General features: G+C 38.7%; 15 protein-coding genes and 1 pseudogene. 6 read left to right on the top strand and 10 right to left on the bottom strand.

Features of this window, described 5'->3' with window-relative positions; genetic code table 11:
- Positions 1–46 precede the first annotated feature (46 nt).
- From CYTFE_RS0122945 to CYTFE_RS0122930, 3 genes are all read left to right on the top strand, one after another.
- On the top strand, positions 47–1,468 hold the full coding sequence (locus CYTFE_RS0122945; protein WP_027473739.1) for a saccharopine dehydrogenase C-terminal domain-containing protein: 1,422 nt from the start codon (positions 47–49) through the stop codon (positions 1,466–1,468).
- Positions 1,469–1,804: 336 nt separating this feature from the next.
- Positions 1,805–2,167 carry a CoA-binding protein gene (locus tag CYTFE_RS0122935; RefSeq protein WP_027473738.1) on the top strand — a complete coding sequence of 121 codons (363 nt, stop codon included), beginning with the start codon at positions 1,805–1,807 and terminating at the stop codon, positions 2,165–2,167.
- Positions 2,168–2,176: 9 nt separating this feature from the next.
- On the top strand, positions 2,177–2,527 hold the full coding sequence (locus CYTFE_RS0122930) for a thioredoxin family protein (RefSeq protein ID WP_027473737.1): 351 nt from the start codon (positions 2,177–2,179) through the stop codon (positions 2,525–2,527).
- Positions 2,528–2,735: 208 nt separating this feature from the next.
- Here the strand turns inward: CYTFE_RS0122930 and CYTFE_RS32085 are convergent.
- The 6 genes and pseudogenes from CYTFE_RS32085 to CYTFE_RS31690 form a co-directional block, all read right to left on the bottom strand.
- Positions 2,736–4,517: pseudogene (locus tag CYTFE_RS32085) on the bottom strand (urocanate hydratase).
- Between the two features lie 342 nt (positions 4,518–4,859).
- On the bottom strand, positions 4,860–6,344 hold the full coding sequence (gene nrfA, locus CYTFE_RS0122915) for an ammonia-forming cytochrome c nitrite reductase (RefSeq protein ID WP_044211800.1): 1,485 nt from the start codon (positions 6,342–6,344) through the stop codon (positions 4,860–4,862).
- Between the two features lie 10 nt (positions 6,345–6,354).
- Positions 6,355–6,936, bottom strand: a complete 582-nt coding sequence (gene nrfH, locus CYTFE_RS27825) for a cytochrome c nitrite reductase small subunit (protein ID WP_044211798.1) — start codon at positions 6,934–6,936, stop codon at positions 6,355–6,357.
- A gap of 205 nt (positions 6,937–7,141) precedes the next feature.
- The gene (locus CYTFE_RS29160; RefSeq protein WP_052343382.1) at positions 7,142–8,551 is read right to left on the bottom strand and encodes a sensor histidine kinase; all 1,410 of its coding nucleotides are present in this window, start codon (positions 8,549–8,551) and stop codon (positions 7,142–7,144) included.
- Positions 8,548–9,378: an alpha/beta fold hydrolase gene (locus CYTFE_RS0122900; protein ID WP_027473735.1), complete on the bottom strand. Its 831-nt coding sequence runs from the start codon at positions 9,376–9,378 to the stop codon at positions 8,548–8,550. Before CYTFE_RS0122900 ends, CYTFE_RS29160 begins: the two co-directional genes overlap by 4 nt.
- 207 nt (positions 9,379–9,585) lie before the next feature.
- Complete coding sequence (locus CYTFE_RS31690) at positions 9,586–10,557, bottom strand: M23 family metallopeptidase (RefSeq protein ID WP_027473734.1); 972 nt, start codon at positions 10,555–10,557, stop codon at positions 9,586–9,588.
- A 135-nt stretch (positions 10,558–10,692) separates the two neighbouring features.
- On the opposite strand from CYTFE_RS31690, the gene alaS reads away from it, so the two are divergent.
- The gene (alaS, locus tag CYTFE_RS0122890) at positions 10,693–13,323 is read left to right on the top strand and encodes an alanine--tRNA ligase (RefSeq protein WP_027473733.1); all 2,631 of its coding nucleotides are present in this window, start codon (positions 10,693–10,695) and stop codon (positions 13,321–13,323) included.
- A 105-nt stretch (positions 13,324–13,428) separates the two neighbouring features.
- Here alaS and CYTFE_RS0122885 read toward each other — a convergent pair whose 3' ends face one another.
- Together CYTFE_RS0122885 and CYTFE_RS0122880 are read right to left on the bottom strand one after the other, a co-directional pair.
- Positions 13,429–14,061, bottom strand: a complete 633-nt coding sequence (locus CYTFE_RS0122885; RefSeq protein ID WP_027473732.1) for a MarC family protein — start codon at positions 14,059–14,061, stop codon at positions 13,429–13,431.
- Between the two features lie 283 nt (positions 14,062–14,344).
- Positions 14,345–16,054, bottom strand: a complete 1,710-nt coding sequence (locus CYTFE_RS0122880) for a peptide MFS transporter (protein ID WP_027473731.1) — start codon at positions 16,052–16,054, stop codon at positions 14,345–14,347.
- A 600-nt stretch (positions 16,055–16,654) separates the two neighbouring features.
- On the opposite strand from CYTFE_RS0122880, the gene CYTFE_RS0122875 reads away from it, so the two are divergent.
- Entirely contained in the window at positions 16,655–16,927 is a 273-nt protein-coding gene (locus tag CYTFE_RS0122875; RefSeq protein ID WP_027473730.1) for an HU family DNA-binding protein, read from the top strand.
- Positions 16,928–17,089: 162 nt separating this feature from the next.
- On the opposite strand, the gene CYTFE_RS0122870 is transcribed toward CYTFE_RS0122875, so the two are convergent.
- Positions 17,090–19,276, bottom strand: a complete 2,187-nt coding sequence (locus tag CYTFE_RS0122870; protein ID WP_044211792.1) for a glycoside hydrolase family 3 C-terminal domain-containing protein — start codon at positions 19,274–19,276, stop codon at positions 17,090–17,092.
- A gap of 288 nt (positions 19,277–19,564) precedes the next feature.
- On the opposite strand from CYTFE_RS0122870, the gene CYTFE_RS0122865 reads away from it, so the two are divergent.
- Positions 19,565–21,163, top strand: coding sequence for a tetratricopeptide repeat protein (locus CYTFE_RS0122865; RefSeq protein WP_027473728.1), 1,599 nt, complete (start codon positions 19,565–19,567; stop codon positions 21,161–21,163).
- Positions 21,164–21,405: 242 nt separating this feature from the next.
- Here the strand turns inward: CYTFE_RS0122865 and CYTFE_RS0122860 are convergent, their stop codons facing one another.
- Complete coding sequence (locus CYTFE_RS0122860; RefSeq protein WP_027473727.1) at positions 21,406–22,941, bottom strand: peptide MFS transporter; 1,536 nt, start codon at positions 22,939–22,941, stop codon at positions 21,406–21,408.
- Between the last annotated feature and the right edge of the window lie 169 nt (positions 22,942–23,110).

Here is a 23,110-nt window from a genome sequence, read left to right as displayed (position 1 = left end):
ATACATTTCTGCATCATTCGTGCAAATATAAAATTAAAAATCGGTAATGATAAAGTTTAAAGAAGCTCGAATAAATATTGATTTTTTTAAGAATGAATTGTATATTATAGTAGATATGAACAATAACAACCAAATACTAATACTGGGCGCCGGAAAAGTAGCAGCCCCCCTTGTTAAATATCTGCTACGCAAAAAATACAAGATCACAGTTGCCTCCGAACTCCTTTACCAGGCGGAACTTATTATTGAAAACAACCCCCAAGGCACGGCTGTTGAATGGCATTCCGATGATATTAATAAATTACACACATTGGTTAAACAGCACTTGGTGATAGTAAGTCTATTACCCTACCACCTGCATCTTCTGGTATGTAAGGCCTGTATTCGTAACAAAAAGAATATGATCACCACATCCTACCAACAGGCGGGCATGGATGAATTACATTCCGAAGCGTACAGAAACAACATCTGTATATTAAACGAAATGGGACTAGATCCAGGCATAGACCATATGTGGGCTTCACAAATGATCGACACCATAAAAGAAAAAGGAGGTAAAGTTGAAAAATTTATTTCAGTTTGCGGTGCGCTTCCTTCTCCAGAATCTCTTGACAACCCTTTTAGGTACAAATTCTCATGGAGTCCCACAGGTGTAATGAAGGCAAGCTCATCTCACGCCACCTACCTTAAAAACAACACAATCATCGAACATGATGCCTCGGCACTAATGAAAAACACCCTTCTTCTCAATTTCGAAGGATTAGGCGAAATGGAAGCTTATGCCAACCGCAATGCATTAAAATACATCAGCCTATACAGAATTCCTGAAGCAGAAACTTTCTTCAGAGGAACCCTAAGATATAAAGGCTGGTGCGAAGTGATGGACACCCTCATTGAGTGCGGTTACCTTTCTGAACAATCTTTCCCAAAAGATATCACCACCTATGCCGAACTAACATCCTACCTCACTAAATTAGAAAATACAAAATATTTGAGAGATCATTTTGCACAAAAAATGGGACTCAAAACTCATTCATCCTCCATCATGTCAATGGAATGGATCGGACTTTTTTCTTCCGCTCATTTCAGTCCTTCCGCTCGCACCCCTCTCTCAGTACTCACCAACAAGATGCTTAGCAAAATGAAAATGCTACCGTCTGACAAAGACTTAATAGTACTTAACCACCAACTATTATACAAACTTCCCAACGGTACCAAAAAACTCCTGTCTGGCACCTTTAAATTGTCAGGCTCCGACAATGAAAACACGGCCATCGCCAACACCGTATCATACCCAGCTGCCTTAGGTGCCGAACTCTTATTACAGAATAAAATTGCACACAAAGGAATTATACGTCCTTTTTACAAAGAAATTTACGACCCCATACTTAAACAATTAAAAAAAGATTTTAATTTTGTTTTTATGGAAGAAGAATTAGACCCCAATAAATGGTCATCAAATTGGTAACAACTTACTTTAAACCAATAAACAATGAAACAGTTTTTTAAAAATATCGGCTTATTATTTATCCTGTCTGGAATTGTTTTATTATTATTCTACACTACTACACAAAATCGCATTGCCAACATACACCTTATCATTGCAGGTATCTTTGAGATAAGTGGCTTAATCATTTATATTTTAACCAATAAACATATTGAAAGCTAAAATTAAGTTTACCATAAAACCGGGTAAATAAACAATGGCCAGTTACTTGTTAAATGAATGATAATATCTATACATTTGGATATTTAAATATACCTTATTACATTTGTTACTTACAATTAAAATCAAAAAGGTAACATGAAGAAAAAAACATTAGTCATCGGAGCCAGTGAAAATCCCGAAAGATACGCACACAAAGCCATCAAAAAATTAAATGAAAACAACCACCCGGTAGTAGCTCTAGGCCTAAGAGAGGGCCATGTAGACGGCATTAAAATAAACACAGAAGTAGGTAATATTCAAGACATTCATACCATTACTATGTATGTAGGCCCCAAGAACCAACCCTCCTACTTCGACATAATCACAAAACTAAAACCGGAAAGAATTATATTAAACCCAGGCACCGAAAATGAGGCTTTGGAGAAACTAGCAGAAGACCACCAAATAGAGGTAGTTCATGGATGCACCTTGGTGATGCTAAGCACAAACCAGTACTAAGGCATACAAATGAAAAACATCTCTAATGTACAGGATTTTGAAAGATTAAAAGATACACACAATATCTTACTGGCTTATTTTTCGCACGACAAATGCAGTGTATGCAAAGTTTTATTGCCCAAGGTAAAAGAGTTAATACAGTCAGATTTTCCTCGGGTACTATTGACCTACTGTAATATAGAACACGCTCCATTTCTGGCTGCACAATTAAGCATATTTACTGTACCTGCCTTGGTTATTTATGTAAAAGGGAAAGAGTATGTCAGGTACACACGCAACATCGGACTAAACCAACTCGCTCAATCTATTGCTCGTCCATATGGCATTCTAATGGAAGTTGACAACGATCTATTGCTTTAAACCTTTTGTATTTTTTTATGGCAATGACAAACTAGCGAGGCTTGTTCATGAAGACCGTTAAAAATTAGCTTTCCCAAATAAAAAAGACATATATAGTGAGTAAGATTCATTTCAAATAATTAGCGTTATTCCTCTTCATTCATAAACCTAACTTTCAATCTTCAATAAGAATTCAAGTAAAACATCTTAAATTTTTCCAATAACAAAATCACTCCTCAAACAGCTGATCAATCATACCATCATCAGCAATAACAGGGAGTGTAACCCTAAGCTGAGGATTTAGCTCCATAGCTCTTTTAATGGCAAATACAGCCCCCTTATTTCTAGCCCAGCTTCTGCGCGAAATTCCATTATTCACATCCCAAAATAACATTGACTTCAAGCGCTGATCTGCCTCCGAACTGCCATCAATAACCATCCCAAAACCTCCATTGATAACCTCACCCCATCCAACACCACCTCCGTTATGTATAGATACCCATGTTGCTCCCCGAAAACTATCCCCAATCACATTCTGCACCGCCATATCAGCAGTAAAGCTGGAACCATCATAAATATTTGAAGTCTCGCGATAAGGACTATCTGTTCCCGAAACATCATGATGATCGCGACCCAGGACAATAGGTGCAGAGATTTCTCCATTTTTAATGGCCTCATTAAATGCTTCTGCTATGCGCATTCTTCCTTCAGCATCCGCATACAAGATACGAGCCTGTGACCCCACCACCAAGTTATTATCACCTGCCTCTTTGATCCAATGAATATTATCAGACATCTGCTGCCTTATCTCTTCGGGTGCTTTTTCACACAACTGCTCCAATACAGCGCAGGCTATCCGATCTGTTTTTTCCAGATCATCCGGTTGATTACTGGTACAAACCCAGCGAAAAGGGCCAAATCCATAATCAAAACACATGGGTCCCATAATATCCTGCACATACGAAGGGTACTTAAACTCACCCCTAACATTAAAAATTTTAGCTCCTGCCCTTCCTGACTCCAGCAAAAAAGCATTTCCATAATCAAAAAAGTACATCCCTTATGCCGTTAATGTATTGATAGCCTCAACATGCCTTCGTAGCGAGTCCTGCACCTTGTTCTTGAACAATTCGGGCGCATCAACCATCATCCTGTTTGCCTCTTCATAAGTCAATCCAACCGGATAATAGCCACCAGCCCATGGATTATGCAACGAAGTCTGATCCGAACCCAAGTCCACCGAAATATGTTTCTTAGCAAAGTACTCCCACACCTCCACTACATTACCTTTATATGCAATAGAAACCACTTCTTTCATTTTTTTAGCAAGCGCAACCCTTTTTTCCAATTCCATCAGGCTCTCTGTCACCTCATCTACCCAACCTTGGGCATAACGAGTCTGCAAAGCCTTGGGATTCACTTCAGCAATAATACTTATACATTGCGCAATATTAGCCGCTTTAGGCTGTGCACCACTCATTCCACCCAGACCAGCACTAATAAATAACCGAGGCCCACCTGAATCATTATTTACCTTCAATTTACGAATCGCATTCAATAAAGTAATGGTTGTTCCATGAACAATACCCTGAGGCCCAATATACATAAAGGAGCCTGCAGTCATTTGACCATATTGTGAAACTCCCAATGCATTAAAACGTTCCCAATCATCGGGTTTAGAATAATTTGGAATCACCATCCCATTGGTCACAACAACCCTTGGGGCATGCGCATGTGAAGGGTAAAGCCCCATAGGATGTCCCGAGTACATCACCAAAGTCTGCTCATCAGTCATCGTCGCTAAGTATTGCATGGTCAACAAATATTGCGCCCAATTCTGAAAGACCGCCCCATTACCGCCATAAGTAATCAATTCATGCGGATGTTGCGCCACAGCATGATCCAAGTTATTACATATCATCAGCATAATAGCCGCCGCCTGTTTACTTCTACAAGGAAAATCATCAATAGAACGGGCTTTTATCTCATAATCGGGACGATAACGATACATATAAATTCGACCATAATCCCTTAACTCCTTTAGGAATTCTGGTGCCAAAACACCATGGTGTCTTTCCGGAAAATACCTTAGCGCATTCTTAAGCGCCAATTTCTTTTCCTCGTTTGTAAGGATATCCTTACGAACAGGAGCGTGATTAATGGTTTCATCGTAGACTTTTGTTTTAGGCAGTTCTTCTGGTATTCCCGCCAAAATCATAGATTTAAATGAATGAACATTCATGGCTGCTTTCTTTTGTTAGATGCACTAATATAGCCTATCCTGCCTTTTTTAAAAATGACAAAACCCCACTTCATCACCATTTACCATTCACGCTGATCACAAACAGTTCATTTACGAATCTTCTCGAGCCTGGGCTTCCTTAATCCACTCAGGAACTACATCCTCCTTAAAGACTTTCTTTTCCTGATTCAATCGTTCCATATCCAAGCCAACAAACTGCTGTGCCTTTGCTTTGGTTTCAATATCCGGATAGGGCACTTCTTGGTTATGTCCAAGCTCAGCCAGTAATCGCGCGAGCTTAATCCTGGTTTCCTGTGCAATATCAATACCCGTTCCTATAACTCGTCCAATTTCCACAGGCGAATGAAAAGAAGCTCCATGACTTGCGGCTGCATAATCCCAACGCCACTGAGCATGCCTGATTCCCATTAAAATATCTTCCATTTGCGCCTGCGAAGCCCCAATATCCCATGCTTTTTTTGCTTCCACATGGGCACGAACCACCAATTCTTCCAGCTTATCTCTATTCTCAATGATCTTATCCTGACGATCATAAACATTGGCTATTAAATTAGCAGTCTCCTGACGGTGACACACTTGACAGGAGTTGGCTACATTATTAAGAGGTGACTGTATTTTATGATCCGTAAATTTCTGTCCTCCCTCACTTTTATAAGGCATATGACAATCGGCACAAGACACGCCCCTATCGGCATGAATACCTGTTGAGTACACCTCATATCCAGGATGCTGTGCTTTTAACATAGGAGCCTTGCTTAATTGATGCGTCCAATCAGAGAATTCCATTTCATCGTAATACGCCTCCATGGCTTCCACATTCATTCCTTTATCCCAGGGCAAAGTAAGATAATTAGCACCTTCCTCCGTTTTCTTATTAAAATAATATTCCACATGACATTGCGCACATACCAACGAACGCATCTCCTGATGTGACGATTGGGTGATATCCTTCCCTTGTCGCTCAAATGCTTCTATCAACGCCGGACGTGTAATACGAAGATTCATGGTCTTTGGATCGTGACAATCAGCACAGCCTATAGGATTGACCACCTCACTACCCAACCGGGCCCATTTTCCCTTGTAAAATTCAGCCACTCCATGCTCATTCATCAGACGAGGTACATCAGGCCCCTTACAAGTCCAGCATGTAGAAGGCATAGGACCCGATTTATCATCAGCAGGACTCCCGGTTCTTAAGGTATTTCTAACATCGGTAACAGCATAGTAATGTCCCCTACCCTGTTTGTAATCCTTTGAAAAACCATAACCAGCCCATAAAACAACCAAGCGCGGATCAAGTTCTAACATATCAATCACTGCTCCACCGTTATACTTACTGGCAAAGCTGGTATCTGCTGTTTGATAATAGGATTGAAACTCACGAGGGTAATTCTCCCCCCAAACCTCATTTCTGGGCTCAAATTCCGAAATATCGGTTCTTGGAACGTTCACAAAAGTAGCCTCGGCCCTACGTTCAACAATAGAAGAAGCCAAAAGCCCCAATAAGAAAACCACTATTATTGTGGCAAAAAACATCAGCCATGCTAACCATGGACGCTTGTCAAACAATTTCATAGGATCATTTTTAAGGTTTATTCTTATCTGTATATCTTTTTAACCAATCAGGAACCGGACTGGTAGGCAATGGCACATGCGCGTTAGGCGTACTGGAGAGACTATTGACTCTTCCGTGCGGCACTTCACGATGACACTCCCAGCACTTCCGGTCTTGCGTATGAGACGAATGACCATCAACAGTGGCTACCAACTTAGGGTCGGTAATTTGCTGATGATGACAACGAATGCAGTTCTTATGAACAACCTCGGCCCCCTCCTTTTTAATAAAAATCACCTCCGGTTCGGCCCGCATGGTAAAAACTGTAGCATGTCTTAAACCATCTTTAGCTTTGAAATAATATTTATTCACCACATTATTGTGCGGAACATGGCAATCGTTACAATTGGTCCATTCCCTGTGCGAACTATGGTTCCAGGTAGCATACTGAGGTGCCATAATATGACAATTCACACAGGTCTCAGGATTATCTGACAAATATGAAGAGGCATTGGAAACCTTAAATATAAAAAGTGCCAAACCAATAAATATGGCTAACACAATCATAACCGGGAAACGCCATTGTGGAGGTGGCACCAAGTGTTTTATCATAACATTCGTATTACCGTGTCAATAGTTAGCTAAATTTACTCATTCACACGATAAATAGCTGTAACAATTGTTACAACAACTACTTTTTAACATCCACGTAACTAATTTATAATGATTACAATTAAGAGCAGTCTGGTTTATCTTTTTTACCAACTTCCGTTCTCCCCCCATAATACATACAAAACCGACCTTCCTAATAAAAGCTTCACCGTAAAATACTAAATTTAAAAATAGAGCCACGCCCTATTTCAGACTCAACCCCAATGACACCACCTAGCATTTCAACCAATGTTTTTGTAATGGTTAGACCGAGGCCATTTCCGGCTATGGGTTTATTGATATCATCCGACACCCGACTAAAACGTTTAAATATAAGGGCCTGCATCTTATCTGCAATGCCAATTCCTTGGTCCTTCACTGCAAAACAAACATTTTCCTTCTCTATTTTATACTCGATCACTATCTGTCCTTCAAACGAAAATTTAATGGCATTGCTTAATAAGTTAATCAATATCTGCTTCAATCTCAAACTATCAGTAAACACATGGGCCTCCTCATCCGTAACTGACTTATGAATACGAATACTCAAATTCTCCTTTTTATATTGTTTCAACAATGTTTCCCCCAAAGATCGAACGTCATCTAATATCTCGTTGACATTACATGTAGAACGATGCAATGACAATTGGTTGGCCTCAATTTTGGAGAAATCTAACAAGTCATTGATCAGATTAAGCAAAGAAAGGCTATTACCGTAAATCAAACGAGTAAACTCCCGCAATTCCTTTTCATCACAGGTCCCACTTTCCATCAATTCGCTAAATCCCACAATCGCATTCATCGGTGTCCGTATTTCATGACTCATATTGGCCAGAAAGATAGACTTCAAGCGATCCGACTCCTGTGCCTTATCTTTAGCATAACGCAATTCCTCTTCTATCACCTTTCGTTCCTCGATCTCATTGAGCAACTTACTATTCATCTCAACCAATGCTTCGGTACGTTCTACCACCCTATCTTCCAAGTCCTTATTCAGTTGTTCTATCTCTTTGATATACTCCAGTTTTTCTATCTGTTCCAACACCATATTAACGGCTTGTCTAATGACTAGATATTTTGTTTCCAACGAAAAGCCACTCTTTTCATCCAAAAACAAGAAAACCCCACTATTCACCCAATTATTATGAAAACGGATAATCAACACCTCAGTTGTTTCTGATACAGCCCACTCATTTTCAGCATGAATAACCTCCTGCGCACATCCACAATAAACACCATGCTCGTTGATGCCCCTGACCACCTCTTCGCTAAGTATAATTTCAGTTGGACATTGATGAACATCTGGCATAACGGTGTAAGATTCTATCAGTTTAAACTTTCCTTCTATCCATTCATAGCAATAGCAATGCGGGATATTTTTAAGTATCGACACCTTTTCAAGAAGTTCTTCAATCAATTTATTTTTGTCTTCTAAAACAGAAAGAGCATCCCCCAGCACACTCAGCAACAGCACCTCACCGGCACGTTCTGCCATAGATTCATTTTCGAACTCCAGCTGCTTAACGCGTTCCAACAATTCTTCATAGGTAAATTTATCCTCATTGTTACCCATCATATGCTAACCTCCCGAATAAAACCAAGAATCGTTGATGCAAGAACATCAGGCACATCCTCTTGCATAAAATGACCAGCCATTGGAATATTAACTTTTTTAGCACACTTCAATTTTTTTGCAAGTTTCTCTGCAATTGAAGGGCTCAAATAAACATCATTATCGCCCCTCACCACCAAAAAATTGGTATCCAAACCATGCAAAGCTTCCGAAATCATTAACAAATCTGAATTATCAAGACATCCGGCAAAATGCAAAAAAGCATTACGTCCTTCCTTGGTATGAAAAGAACTTTTAAACAATTGAAAGAGTTCTTCGGTGCAAGCCTCCTGACGAAACAATCCTCTTTTAATAATTAGTCTCAAGGTACCTCCATCTAAGGTGGCCACTGCGAACTGGCGAAGGATAGGAATACGCATGGACGTAATAGGCTGCACAGGCCAAAAATCGTACGCCACTGCGTTTAATAAGCTAACAGAGAGCAATGCACCAGGTCTAACCACACTCATTATTTGAGCCACGCCGCCTCCCACATCATGGGCAACTACATGCAACTTTTCAATGCCCAGCTTGTCCAATAACATCCACAAAAACCGAGCCTGATTAGCAATCCCAAAGGAGATGTCAGTCCTTAAATCAGAATGTCCACAGCCCAATAAATCGACCACAATCACTCGATAGTCCTTTACAAAATACGGCACAACTTTTCGCCATATAAACGAATAAGTAGTAATTCCATGAACAAATAAAATAGGTATACCTTGTCCGGTTTCATAATAGACCAATTTATGCTTGTCCAGCAGCACACTGTTTTCAACTAGGTTTACCATCGATCGAATGGGATTAGTGTATATTCTCAAAGGTAAATAAAAAATACCTAAATAAAATTAAACCCGCATGATGCATTAGAACCTCGTCCTATATTTCCCAACGCATTTTCCGGGTTTAAAGTGTCCCACGAACAATAATATCATCCACAGTGAAATATCATTACAGTCTGTTTTAACAGGAACAAAGCACAGGAATGGCCAGTAATATTAATCAAAAGTCTGGTTAGAGTTAGATGAAATCTCTATCATTTCCTCGTACTCTTCAGCAGATAAATCATTAAAATAATAGTGCGAAGGATTCACTTTTTTATTTTTCACATGCACTTCATAATGCAGGTGAGGTGCGGTAGATGTTCCGGTACTGCCAACAAAGCCAATCACATCTCCTCTTTTAACTTTTTGGCCCAACTTAACATTAAACGCACTGAGGTGGGCATAAAGCGTCCTAAAACCAAAACCATGGTCAATCTCTATACGATTACCGTATCCTGTTTTCTCACGGGTAATCTTGGACACCTTACCATCACCTGTAGCATACACATCGGTACCGGTAGGAGCCGTGAAGTCCATTCCTGAATGAAAACGTCGTGTCTTATAAATAGGGTGAATACGGTAGCCCCACCCCGAGGCCGTACGTTTCAAATCTTTATTGGAAATAGGCATAATGGCCGGAGTACACTTGATCAGCTTCTCGTTATTCTTGGCCATTTCAATAATCTCGTCAAAAGATTTAGACTGAACATAAGCTTGTTTCATAATGACATCCAACTTTTTAGCGGTGGAAATCACCAATTCTGCATTATCCAAATCTTCCAAAGGTTCATATCTATTAACACCACCAAAACCGGCCTTACGGATAGATTGCGGAATAGAATCAGCCTGAAAAATAACCCTATAAATATTTTCATCTCTTCTTTGAATATCATCCAGTACCTTGACTGTTTCATCCAATCGCTTGCTCAATATATCAAATTGGGTTGTCAATCGGGCATTCTCTCTCTCGAGACGCTGTACTTTGGGACTTTCGATCACGTACGAATAGGCGAAAAAGAACACCAGTCCCAATACGGCACCAAAGAAAAAACCAAAGAATATCCTCGATAAATAATACTTGAACCCGGTTTCAATTTTATCGTAACTTAATGTTTCGGGATTATATCTGAACTTAACTTTTGACATGAAGAAACAAAGTTTGTATTTCTTAACGTTGATTTTTAATGATAATTGCTACAAAATTAGCGAAATAATCTACCTTTGCAACTTCCAATTTTAGTGCTTATTCACAATTATAAAAATCAATAATTACTATATTATATGAATGCTTCTGAGATAAGAAAAAGTTTTTGGTCTTTTTTTGAATCAAAACAACACCAAATTGTATCTTCAGCACCTATGGTGGTTAAAAACGACCCTACCCTCATGTTCACCAATGCAGGTATGAATCAGTTTAAAGATATTTTTCTTGGAAACAGCAAACCATTCGCACCCAGGGTAGCCAATTCACAAAAATGCCTGCGTGTCTCCGGTAAACACAACGACCTGGAAGAGGTTGGGCGTGACACATATCACCATACGATGTTTGAAATGCTTGGAAACTGGTCGTTTGGTGATTATTTTAAGGAGAATGCCATTAACTGGGCTTGGGAGTACCTGACTGAAATTCTTAAAATTGACAAGAATATTTTATATGCTTCGGTATTTGAGGGTGACAAAGATATGGCACTGGATAAAGATATGGAGGCTTTTAACCATTGGAAACAGCACCTACCTGAGGACCGAATCATCAACGGGAACCGTAAAGACAACTTTTGGGAGATGGGTGAGATGGGGCCCTGTGGACCATGCTCGGAGATACATGTTGACTTACGAAGCGAAGAGGAACGAAAAAAAGTACCCGGAGCCCAATTGGTAAATGCAGATCACCCTGAGGTGATAGAAGTATGGAACTTGGTGTTTATACAGTACAATAGAAAAGCAGATGGCAGTCTGGAAGCACTCCCAGCCAAACACGTAGATACAGGAATGGGTTTTGAACGCCTCTGTCGCGTTATTCAAAATAAAAAATCAAACTACGACACCGATGTATTCGTGCCTATCATTAACGAGATAGCCAACATAACAAATACACCTTATGGAAAAAAGGAAGATACGGATATTGCCATGCGCGTCATTGCCGACCATATCAGAACAATCTCCTTTTCTATTACCGACGGACAGTTACCCTCCAACAATAAGGCTGGTTACGTGATTCGTCGTATATTGCGTAGGGCTGTTCGTTATGGATATACTTTCCTAGGACAACGCCAGTCGTTCATGTACAAATTACTACCTGCTCTCATGAATTCCATGGGTGATGCCTATCCTGAATTAAAAAAACAACAAGAACTGATAACCAAAGTTATTAAAGAGGAAGAGGAGTCATTTCTACGAACTTTGGCCACAGGAATTTCTATGTTAGATAAAATCATCCAACAAACCAAAGATGGTAATTACAAAGTAGTGGATGGTAAAGTTGCATTTGAACTATATGATACTTATGGATTTCCATTGGATTTAACAGAACTGATACTAAAAGAAAACGATCTGGTGATCAACCGCCGTGAATTTGAAAAGGAAATGGAAGCACAGAAAAATCGGGCCAGAAGTGCTACTGCCATAGAAACGGAAGATTGGGTTCTTTTAATGGAAGATGATGTGGAAGAATTTATTGGTTACGACTACCTGGAAACTGATTTAACAATTGTAAAATACCGCAAGATTACAGTCAAAAATAAATCCTTGTACCAATTGGTTTTTAACATTACGCCCTTTTATGCAGAAAGCGGTGGGCAGGTAGGTGATACCGGTTATATAGATAATGGCACCGAGAAAATAGAAATTATCGATACCAAAAAGGAAAACAACCTAATTGTTCACCTAGCAAAAAAACTACCCAAAGATTTAAAAAGCGACTTTAAAGCTGTTGTTAACAGGGATAAACGTCAGAACATTGCCAACAACCATACAAGCACACACCTCTTACACCAAGCGCTAAAAGAAATACTAGGTACGCATGTGGAACAAAAAGGATCACTGGTTCATCCTGATTACTTACGTTTCGACTTTGCGCACTTTCAAAAAATGACCCGCGAAGAAATAGAGAAAGTTGAAAAGCTGGTTAACCAAAGAATACGTAAAAATTTCGCCTTGGAAGAAATGCGCGACATCCCCGTTGCTAAAGCCCAAGATCTTGGTGCGATGATGCTTTTTGGCGAAAAATACGGCGATGTTGTTCGAGCCATTAAGTTTGGCGATTCCATTGAGCTCTGTGGAGGCACACATGTTAAACATACGGGTGAAATCGGCTTCTTTAAAATTATCAGCGAGGCATCTATTGCTTCAGGCATCAGACGAATCGAAGCGGTTACCGGTGTAAAGGCCGAAGAGATGATTATGACACAGCACAACCTATTGCTGGCTATTCAGGATATGTTTAAATCATCTGGCAACCTACAAAAAAATATAGAATCACTAATGGCCGACAACTCCAAGTTAAGTAAAGATCTGGATGGTATAAAAAGAAACTTTATTAACATGAAGAAACGCGACCTGGTAGACAGTGCCATCGATATAAATGGTATAAAAATAATAACAGCAACCGTAGATCCCGTATTAGGCGACAAATTAAAAGATTTGGCTTTTCAACTTAAAAAGGAAATGAACGAATTTGTGGCTGTATTGGGGGCCAACGTCAATAACAAGCCCCAATTAAGTGTTATCACCTCAGATCAACTTGCACAATCAGGGAAGCTTAACGCCGTGGAAGTCATACGTGATTGTGCCAAGGAAATACAAGGTGGTGGTGGTGGCCAGTCTTTCTTTGCAACTGCTGGAGGTAAAAATCCTGCTGGTCTAGATTCTGCCATCGAAAGAGCCAAAGCCTTTGTCACAGAAAAGTTACAATAGCTCCTATATGATTGGGTAATCCTTCATCTATTATGACACATAAAAAGAGGCTCCAGTATCAAATAAATATTGACACTGGAGCCTCTTTTATATCGTCGCAACACACTACTTCATCATATCTAAAATAATAGGCTTTAATCCACTAAAAAAGAATTCCACAGCAATCACCATCACAATCAAACCCATCAAACGCATCATTACATTATTTCCCGTTTCTCCTAAAAACTTAATAATACGTGAAGAACTATAATAAATAAGATAGGTAAGTAACATCACCAATAAGAGGGTGAAGATCAGCATTAACTTCATGCTAATATTATCCGCATCTTCCATTAAAACAATGGCATTGGTAATAGCTCCCGGACCACATATCATTGGAATCGCCAATGGGGTAACTGATATGTCATTGACATAGGTTTTGATTTCAGACTCTTTTATTTTTACTTTTCCAAGACGCGCCTGTAACATATCCATACCCATCACAAAAAAAATAGCTCCTCCTACAATACGAAAACTATTGACCGAAATACCAAAAAATTTAAACAATAATTGTCCGGAGAAAGCAAAAGCAACAATGGTAAAAAATGCCACAACAGTCGCCTTTTTTGCTGTTTTCACACGATGTTGCTGCTCTAAATCAGCTGTCATAGTCAAAAAAACAGGCATCGATCCCAAGGGATTAATCAGGGTAAAAAAAGAGGTAAATGACAATAAACCAAAAGTAATTAATTCGTTCATGAGATACTTTTTAACCCGGGGTGATACATTAGGGCTTCGTTATAAAAATTAAAAATGCATTTTCCGGGTTTAATGAAAAATAATCTTGCTACATTTTACATATTATCCATAAAAAACGTCCGATACCAACAGCACCGAACGTTTTATTCTTCTGTGTCTATAATATATTTCAAACCACCCATTCGCAGCGGAAACACAAGCGTCAACACGCATAGCCAACCACTTGCTCCAGTCATGCCTATTATAAATGTCCACTCACAATAGATATCAGCCCTTTGCTAGATCAATCCACATATTGATTATATACCCTTCTTAACCAAGGCATCAAAAATAAGATAATCAAGAAAGCACCTGCAGTCAACAATGCATTTGTTAAAAAGAAATAGGATTTTTTTTCGAATAGATCCCATAAACCAGAAAGAACACCAGAAAGCTTATTACCAATGGCAGTACTAAGAAACCAGCCTCCCATCATCAATGCGGCAATACGCTTAGGCGCGAGTTTACTAACCAAGGAAAGTCCCATGGGACTCAAGCAAAGCTCTCCAATGGTAATCACACCATAAACTCCAAACAACCAGGCTACGGATGCCTTATCTAACCCATTTTGCGAAGAAATAGCAGCTACAACCATTACCAACCAGGATACAGCAGATATCAACATGCCCCATGCTATTTTCCCAGGTGTTGTGGGCTCTTTCTTACGACGACGCAACCAGGCAAAAACACCCACCACAAGCGGCGTAAGAAAAACGACAAATCCAGGATTAATAGAGGCCTGCAACTCCGTAGGCCACAAATTCAATTTACCACCTTCTGCTTTTTGGGCTTCCGATAATGATGCCCACTCCTCATCGGTTAAATCACCGGGCTTACCTTCCAAATTTCCTTTAGGAAGCTCCTTGGTATAGTTATCAAAATAAGTATTGGGCCCTTCCTTGGTTCCCAGATCCTCCCCATGAGGTCCTTGTAATTTTATTTTACGCGGCAAAGTAGATACGTCTTCTGTTTTTGCAATGGTGCTGATTACACTTTGCGTTATCCCTGAAACTTCACGCGAAGTATTATTTTTTGCCCAATAAGTCAAGGCCGATCCATTTTGGTGAAATACCGCCCAAAAAATTATAACCACACCAAAAACAGCCAGTAAGGCAGCAATAGGCTCCCGCTCGGTCTTTTTATCTGCCGTTTTCCAAGTTGTAAAAAAGAAAATTAATACAGGAATACAGAAAAAGATAAAAGCATCGGTAGAATCAGCACCGAACATGGTTCCTGGTATAAACCACCCTATGGCAGCGGCAGCAAATGCAGGTAAAAACAATACAGTAAACAAACGACTCATGGAAACATCTCCAGGACGTTTAGGAGAAATCGTATCTGCCTCTTTGATTTCTGGCACACGCGACAAGCCTATCAAAAACCACACAACTCCCACTAACATTCCTACACCAGCGGCAGCAAAAGCCCATCCCCAACCATAGCTGATGCGTAGATATGCCGCCACAAAGTTACACACAAAGGCTCCTATATTGATACCCATATAAAAGATATTATATCCCGAATCCTTTAAGGCTTCATACGCAGGTTTTTCATATAATTTACCCAACAATACAGATACATTGGGTTTAAACATACCATTACCTAAAATAATGAGTAACAGCGAAATATAAAAAATACCCATTGAATCGGGAATGGCCAAACCAATATAACCCGCGGCCATCAACACGCCCCCTATTAATATGGATTTTCGATAACCCAACAAGCGATCAGCTATTAAACCACCGAAAAATGGTGTTAAGTAAACCAAAGCCAAATACGTTCCATAAATATCGGCCGCTTGCATATTGGTGAATCCTAACCCTGCAAAATTAGACGTGGTGGGTTCAATCATATAAAGACTGAAGATCCCTAACATTAGATAATAACCAAAACGCTCCCACATTTCGGTAAAAAACAGGATCATCAATCCCTTTGGATGCTTTTGTTTGGACATATTTATTCGTTTTTAAGTGTATAGTTAACTGTTGTATTATCGTCTAAATTTCCAGAAAAAATCTCTAAATACAATAACCATCTGTCAGTATTATATCTTCTCAACGACGAAAATAAAACTTTAATTGATAAGTCCTAATGATTTTTTGCAGTCAACTCCATTCCTGCTTCAACCTCACATGCTCCAGTATGCAGACAAACATGTAAACAAGTGACTGGATGGTCAGCAATTTTAATGTATAATAGATTTTCAAATGCATTTTTCGACTTAAAAGAATATCAGAGAAGGTGATCTGTCTAAAAAACTATAAAATGGCTTTATTTTTTTCATATTAGCTAAGTTACAGTATCATTTTATTTGTATAAAAATCCCCCCAAAAAAACCATTGATAATCAAAAAACACCCATACAAACTACCTTTATAATCATATTGATTATCTGTCATATATAACAGTACACCATATATACTTGCTTTACTTCACCATTAAAATAATTTCTTTTTGATAGCGAAAAAGAACTTCAAAATCAATTTTTTCGGTCAATCGAAAGAAAATAACCGTTATATTGCGCTGATAATTTAACTCAATCAAATACAATAAAAATGAATAAACAAGAATTCGTAAATGCAATCGCATCAGAAAGTGGCTTGTCTAAAACAGATTCGGAAAAAGCATTAAATGCAACAACAGAAGCTATTAAAAATGCTTTGGCTAAAGGGGAGAGCGTTCAATTAATAGGATTTGGAACTTTTTCTATCAGCAAACGTGCAGCTCGTACAGGAAGAAATCCTCAAACCGGAAAAGAAATCCAAATAGCAGCTAAGAACGTTGCAAAGTTTAAACCAGGTAAAGCTTTAGACGAAGCAGTTAACTAAGAAAAAGCTTACACTATCTGAAAATACGAAAAACTCTCAGTTGTAATAACCGAGAGTTTTCTTTTTTATTGGGGAACAATTACCTAGGATTTTTTGTGTACGACACACCAGAAAAGCAAACTGATTCACTTCTGTGCATCGATAACACAAAGAATAGGACACCTACCTTAACTCAACAAATGCTTCCTGTGGAACTGCAGCACCTAATTTCACACTCAGCTCCCCTGGTGATGCATTACCTACAACTACTTTATAACGTCCTTTTTTCCATATTTTTTCTCCTTTTTCATTTACCACTTTTAGTTGATCTGCTGAAACATTAAAAGAAATCTGTTGATGCGTTCCTTTGCGCAAAGCAATTCTTTTAAACGCCTTTAGGCTCTTTAAAGGCAGTCCCCCAGTAGTATCTAGAGGGCAAACATACAATTGCACTACCTCATCTATATCATAATCACCAGCATTGCTTACTTCAACACTAAGAATAAGATTCTCCGATTTCTTTATTTTATTAGATTCCAGCACCAATCCACTCAATTTTGTTTTTGAATAGGTCAAGCCAAAGCCAAATGGAAACATGGGCTCTTGCGTCATGTATTTATAGGTCCTTCCCTTCATGGAGTAATCCTCATAAGGTGGTAATTGATTCACATTCACTGGAAAAGTTAGCGGAAGATGTCCGGATGGAGACACCTTACCAAACAAGACATCTGCAATAGCATTGCCTCCCTGCTCACCCGGATACCATACTTGCAAAATCGCGTCACAATACTCCTCAATACCTTCTAAGGAAACAGGACTTCCGCTTGCAATTAACAGCACCAAAGGGCCTTTTTTAACATCGGCAATTTGTTTAACGTAATCAATTTGATTTTGGGGCAATCGCAAATCCACTTTATCACCGATGGCACCAGAAGCAATAGCATCTACTTCTTCTCCTTCAAAATCGGCTGTTAGTCCAACAACACAAATGGTTACATCCGACTCTTTTGCAACATTAGGCGCCCAATTTTTGGGGTTAATATTTTTATGAAAAGGCAATGCCCCACTTCTGTAATTCAATGAAGTTCCTAAAGAAACAGCATCTGCAACACCCTCTAGAACAGTCACTAAATTAGGACTAATGCCATAATAACTTCCCATTAACATATCTCCAGAATTGGCAAATGGCCCCGTTACATAAGGCACTTTAATATCTGTAGACAGAGGCAGTGTATTGTCTTTATTCTTTAGCAGCACAATTGATTTCTGCGCCACCTCACGGGCCAAGGCCACATGCTCCGCACAATGAATCTTGTCGGGTCCGATTTTAGCATACAGATTATCACCAGGGTTACCTACGATACCCAGGCGAAAACGCGTTTTAAACAATTGCTTAGTACGCTCATGAATTAGATCCTCGGTTACCAAGCCCAATTTTAAAGCTTCATTTAAATATTGGTAAGTACTCCCACAATTTAAGTTAACTCCGGCTTTTAAGGCCACTGCAGCCGCCTCAGGTGCCGACTTAACATATTTCTGTTTCCATGCGATACCACCAATGGCACCACAATCGGACGTGATATAACCATCAAATTTCCATTGCTCCCTTAACACATCCTTTAACAAAAAGGAATTGGCACATGCTGGCTCACCCAAAACAGCATTATATGCCCCCATTACACCTTCTACCTTAGCGTCTTTTACCAAGGCTTCAAAGGCAGGAAAATAAGTCTCATATAAATCCTGCTGCGTAGGTTCTGCATTAAAGGTATGCCTGAATTCTTCTGGACCTGAATGTACAGCATAATGCTTGGCACAGGCTGCAGTCTTTAAATACACAGGATGATTCCCTTGTAGTCCTTTTACAAAAGACACCCCTATTTGGGCCATCAAAAAGGGATCTTCTCCATAAGTCTCCTGTCCTCTTCCCCAGCGTGGATCCCTAAAAATATTAACATTGGGGGTCCAAAAAGTTAAGCCTGTATATTTACTATGATTTCCCATACGCTGCGAAACACTGTATTTAGCTCTGGCCTCGGTAGAAATAGCGGAAGCCACTCTATAGGCCAATTCAGGATCAAAAGTGGCACCTAGAGCAATTCCTTGCGGAAACACCGTTGCTTTTCCATTACGAGCCACTCCATGCAAAGCCTCGTTCCACCAATCGTAATCCGGTATATTTAACCTAGGAATAGCAGGAGCCCCATTCAGTAACTGACCAATTTTCTCTTCCGTAGTCATCTGAGAAACCAGTATATCTACTCTTTCTTCCAATGGCAATGCATCATTTTCAAAGGAAAAATCTACCTGCTGCCCGTAACCCAAACAAAAACAACAGATTACAAATGCGAATAATAATACTCTTTTCATGTTTAAATTTATCTTTCAATGGTCATATGGAACTCGCCAAAATTAATCATCCCTCTACCTGTTTCCCATGGCTCGTTTCATATAATTTAATTATTTTACCAACTCAAAACCTATGCAGCAAAAATGCAAATAGAAAGCTAAGAATTCATTACATTTCACTATTCAAACAATATTCTAAACACAAATACCCCTATCCATTCACTCATCAACACTAATTTTAAACTAGACATTTGTTTAATCTACACCAATAATAATCTGTCCCTATAAAATTATCTTTAACTTTGTATTATGAATCATATCAAGCGTTTACATATTATCATCATTACCTTTTATTTAGGTTCTATATTTTTCCACAGCTATTCAAAGGAAAATCAAACATCAACAAATGCGAATAGTTCATTAAATTCTTCTACCAACATGCTTAATACAAACACAGAAGCTAACACAGAAGAAAAGCTATATAAACTACACCAAAAATTAGCACATTTACGCAATACAAAAGATACAGCCAACGCCATTCAGTGCCTAATTGCCATCACCGATATCTATCGTTTCAGAGGCAATTATAACGAATCATTCGATAAATTATGGGATGCCTTACTGATGGCTGAAAATACACGAGATAACATAAGCCAGATACATATCCATCGAAACTTAGGAATTCTTTATAATATATTTAACAAGGACAGCATGGCCATCAAACACCTTCAATGGTCCATCCAAAACAGCAAACACAGCAATATCAGCAAGCACAAACAACATAGTCAAGCCATACAAAGCTATTTTAGTTTAGCCACCGTATACAGCAACAACCACGAATATGACTTAGCATTAAGCTATCTGGATTCCTGTCATTTACTCAATCCGACCAGTTTCCAACCCTTCGTAATCGCCGAGATGGGATCCATCTATCTACGAAAAGGACAACTGTCCATCGCTGAACCCTTATTAAACAAGGCCAATAAGTATTTTGTGGATAATGATGCCAACTACCAAATTGTCACCTGCTCATTTTTAGGTGATTTAAAACAAAAACAAAACAAACCAGATAGCGCATCATTTTATTACTCTCAAAGTTACCAAACAATAAAAAAGAAAAAAGCATATCTAGAATACAAACCACAGGTACTAAAAAAATTGGCAGCTATCCATCTGACACAAAACAAACCCAGACTCGCCTATTCTTTATTACAAGAGGGCAACATGATATCCGACAGTCTGTTTAACGCAAAAAGTCAACAAAACAGTCAACTTTTCGAAATAAAAAACAAATACAAAGAAGCTTTAATTGAAAAAGAAAAGACCATACTACAACAAAACAATGAAATCAAGCAAAAAAACAAAATTCAGCTTATCCTTTCCATATCATTTGTTTTGTTGTTACTATTCGGTATTACAGCAACCATACTTATAAAAGTCAAAAATCGATTAAAAAAACTCGACTTACAGCAACAGCTAGAAAAAGAAAAAAACAATGCTGTACTGGAAGTAAAAAGTAAAGAACTAACAACGTATGCCTTACAACTCATAGACAAAGAACAGGCTTTAAACGAATTACTACACATCATCAAAGAAACAGCCCCAAACAAATACCCTTCTTTACGCAATAAATTCATCAAAGGAAATCAAAATCTGTGGGAAGAATTTAATATGCGATTTATTAAAGTTAATGACAATTTTTACAAACATTTAAGAGAAAAGCATCCTGACATTACACCTACCGAACAAAAACATTGTGCATTAATCAAACTAAATTTCGACAGTACAGAAATGGCCAAAATACTCAACATATCGGTACAAAGTGTTCATACCTCGCGTTACCGCATCCGGAAAAAAATAGGACTGACACATGAGGAAAGTCTTAGTAACTACATCGGAGCACTATAGCTACCTAAGTATTATACGAGCAGAAATATCCTCAATGGATGCTTTCTTTTTATTACTATCCAACAATCATTAGGCTTTTACACGTGTAATAATAAAAAACACTATTACAAAGCTCTCGGTTCAAGGACACCTCTATACGAACATAAAAAACAATTCCTTAGCTCGTCCACAAAAAATCAAGTCCATAAAAAAAGCCCACTAACAATGATCAGTGGGCTTTGTATTATTATCAAATAAAATAATTAATGAATTCCTTTCATCATTTTATTAAGCACAGGCGCCAATAAGAAAGCAACACCCGCCAAAACAATTGCATAGGTAGCTATAAAATAAAATGTAGGAAAGCCTAGTGCTTTCGAGATAGCAGTCATAGCCGCCGCCAGATAATTACCCAAAGCAATAGAAGCAAACCATGCTCCCATCATAATTGAAGTAATTTTAGGAGGAGAAAGCTTGGTAATCATCGACAAACCAACCGGTGACATACAAAGCTCACCTATGGTGTGCATTAAATAAATCAACACCAACCAAAGCGGACTTACCAAAATACCATTGGCTACATCGGCATTATCATTAGCTATACCAGCAATTAAAAAACCTACAGATAAAAACACAAGCGAAAAACCGAATTTATTGGGTGTACGCGGATTTCTTTTCTTTTCCGAAAGCTTCGTCCATATAACTGTAAAAAAAGGTGCCAAAACAACTATGAACAAAGCATTTACCGATTGAAACCATGAAGCAGGAATTTCCCAATCAAATAAGACCCGATCGGTAGCCTCTTTGGCAAAGGTATTAAATGAGGTACCTGCCTGTTCAAAGCCTGACCAGAAAGCAAGGTTAAAGAAAGCAAGAACCAAAATCACGCCAACTCTACTCCACTCTGTTTTTCCTTTGGTACCTTTAAATATCGTAATTGCCAAATAAGCTAAACCAATCACACCTGCCCCTATGGCAATGGAGTTTGTTATAAGCGCAGGCAACACAATAATACCCTGTACAAGTACAAGCATTAAAGCCGATATACCCAAAGTATAAAGAACAATTCTACCCCAGTCAGCTTTATTTAATTTTTCCTTAATATTCCCATCATCATTAGGACAAAGACCTACACTATAGTTTGTACCACGTTGCTTAACGCTGGTTTCTCTTAGAAAAAACCATATCGTAGAGGCAATCATTCCAATACCAGCGGCTACGAATCCCCAATGCCAACCAATTTTTTCGGCCAGTGTACCACCAATAAAGTTAGTAATCAATGCTCCTAAGTTGATACCCATATAAAAGATGGTAAAGCCGTTGTCACGGTCATTATCTCCTTCTGGATAAAGCTTTCCTACCATAGTAGAAATAACAGGCTTAAAAAAACCATTCCCTAAAATCATCAATCCAAGTCCTGCATAAAGAGAGAACTGTTGAAGATGAAGGAGCTCACCTGTATGCGTCACTTTACCGTAATAAGATCCAAAGGCCATACCAAACTGCCCCAAGGACATCATGAGTGCCCCCACATACATGGAGAAACGCTGCCCCCAAAGTTTATCGGCAAGAATACCACCTATGATGGGCGTTAAATATACCAGAGATGTAAATAGGCCATATATTGAATACGCCTCAATCTTATCCAGACCAAATCCACCACTGGCTAATTCTGCGGTTAAAAAGAGTACAAAAAAGCCTCTCATACCATAGTAACTAAAACGCTCCCAGAATTCTGTGGCAAAAAGCGTGGACAAACCCATCGGATGTCCGAAAAATCCTTTATCTACCTTGCTCATATTTTTATAGTTCTAATAATTATATATTGTTTATGTTCAAACATTTTTCTTACCTATATTTGTAACTAGCTACAAATGTAGAAAAAACAGGGCATGAATATAGTACTTTTTGTCATGTTAGAAATATTTAACTGTTATTTTAATCGATTGTAAATTATAGGGTATTAAC

The organism is Saccharicrinis fermentans DSM 9555 = JCM 21142 (genome assembly GCF_000517085.1).
Lineage (GTDB): Bacteria > Bacteroidota > Bacteroidia > Bacteroidales > Marinilabiliaceae > Saccharicrinis > Saccharicrinis fermentans.
Note: the sequence above shows the minus strand (reverse complement) of the source record. Positions and strands in the feature narration are given on the sequence as shown.

Coding starts and splice junctions, on each gene's coding strand:
- nrfA (WP_044211800.1), bottom strand. CDS start 6,344: ATGAAATTGTTTGACAAGCGTCCATGGTTAGCATGGCTGATGTTTTTT.
- CYTFE_RS0122945 (WP_027473739.1), top strand. CDS start 47: ATGATAAAGTTTAAAGAAGCTCGAATAAATATTGATTTTTTTAAGAAT.
- CYTFE_RS0122900 (WP_027473735.1), bottom strand. CDS start 9,378: ATGGTAAACCTAGTTGAAAACAGTGTGCTGCTGGACAAGCATAAATTG.
- CYTFE_RS0122870 (WP_044211792.1), bottom strand. CDS start 19,276: ATGAAAAGAGTATTATTATTCGCATTTGTAATCTGTTGTTTTTGTTTG.
- CYTFE_RS0122935 (WP_027473738.1), top strand. CDS start 1,805: ATGAAGAAAAAAACATTAGTCATCGGAGCCAGTGAAAATCCCGAAAGA.
- CYTFE_RS0122860 (WP_027473727.1), bottom strand. CDS start 22,941: ATGAGCAAGGTAGATAAAGGATTTTTCGGACATCCGATGGGTTTGTCC.
- alaS (WP_027473733.1), top strand. CDS start 10,693: ATGAATGCTTCTGAGATAAGAAAAAGTTTTTGGTCTTTTTTTGAATCA.
- nrfH (WP_044211798.1), bottom strand. CDS start 6,936: ATGATAAAACACTTGGTGCCACCTCCACAATGGCGTTTCCCGGTTATG.
- CYTFE_RS0122875 (WP_027473730.1), top strand. CDS start 16,655: ATGAATAAACAAGAATTCGTAAATGCAATCGCATCAGAAAGTGGCTTG.
- CYTFE_RS0122885 (WP_027473732.1), bottom strand. CDS start 14,061: ATGAACGAATTAATTACTTTTGGTTTATTGTCATTTACCTCTTTTTTT.
- CYTFE_RS31690 (WP_027473734.1), bottom strand. CDS start 10,557: ATGTCAAAAGTTAAGTTCAGATATAATCCCGAAACATTAAGTTACGAT.
- CYTFE_RS0122930 (WP_027473737.1), top strand. CDS start 2,177: ATGAAAAACATCTCTAATGTACAGGATTTTGAAAGATTAAAAGATACA.
- CYTFE_RS0122880 (WP_027473731.1), bottom strand. CDS start 16,054: ATGTCCAAACAAAAGCATCCAAAGGGATTGATGATCCTGTTTTTTACC.
- CYTFE_RS0122865 (WP_027473728.1), top strand. CDS start 19,565: ATGAATCATATCAAGCGTTTACATATTATCATCATTACCTTTTATTTA.
- CYTFE_RS29160 (WP_052343382.1), bottom strand. CDS start 8,551: ATGATGGGTAACAATGAGGATAAATTTACCTATGAAGAATTGTTGGAA.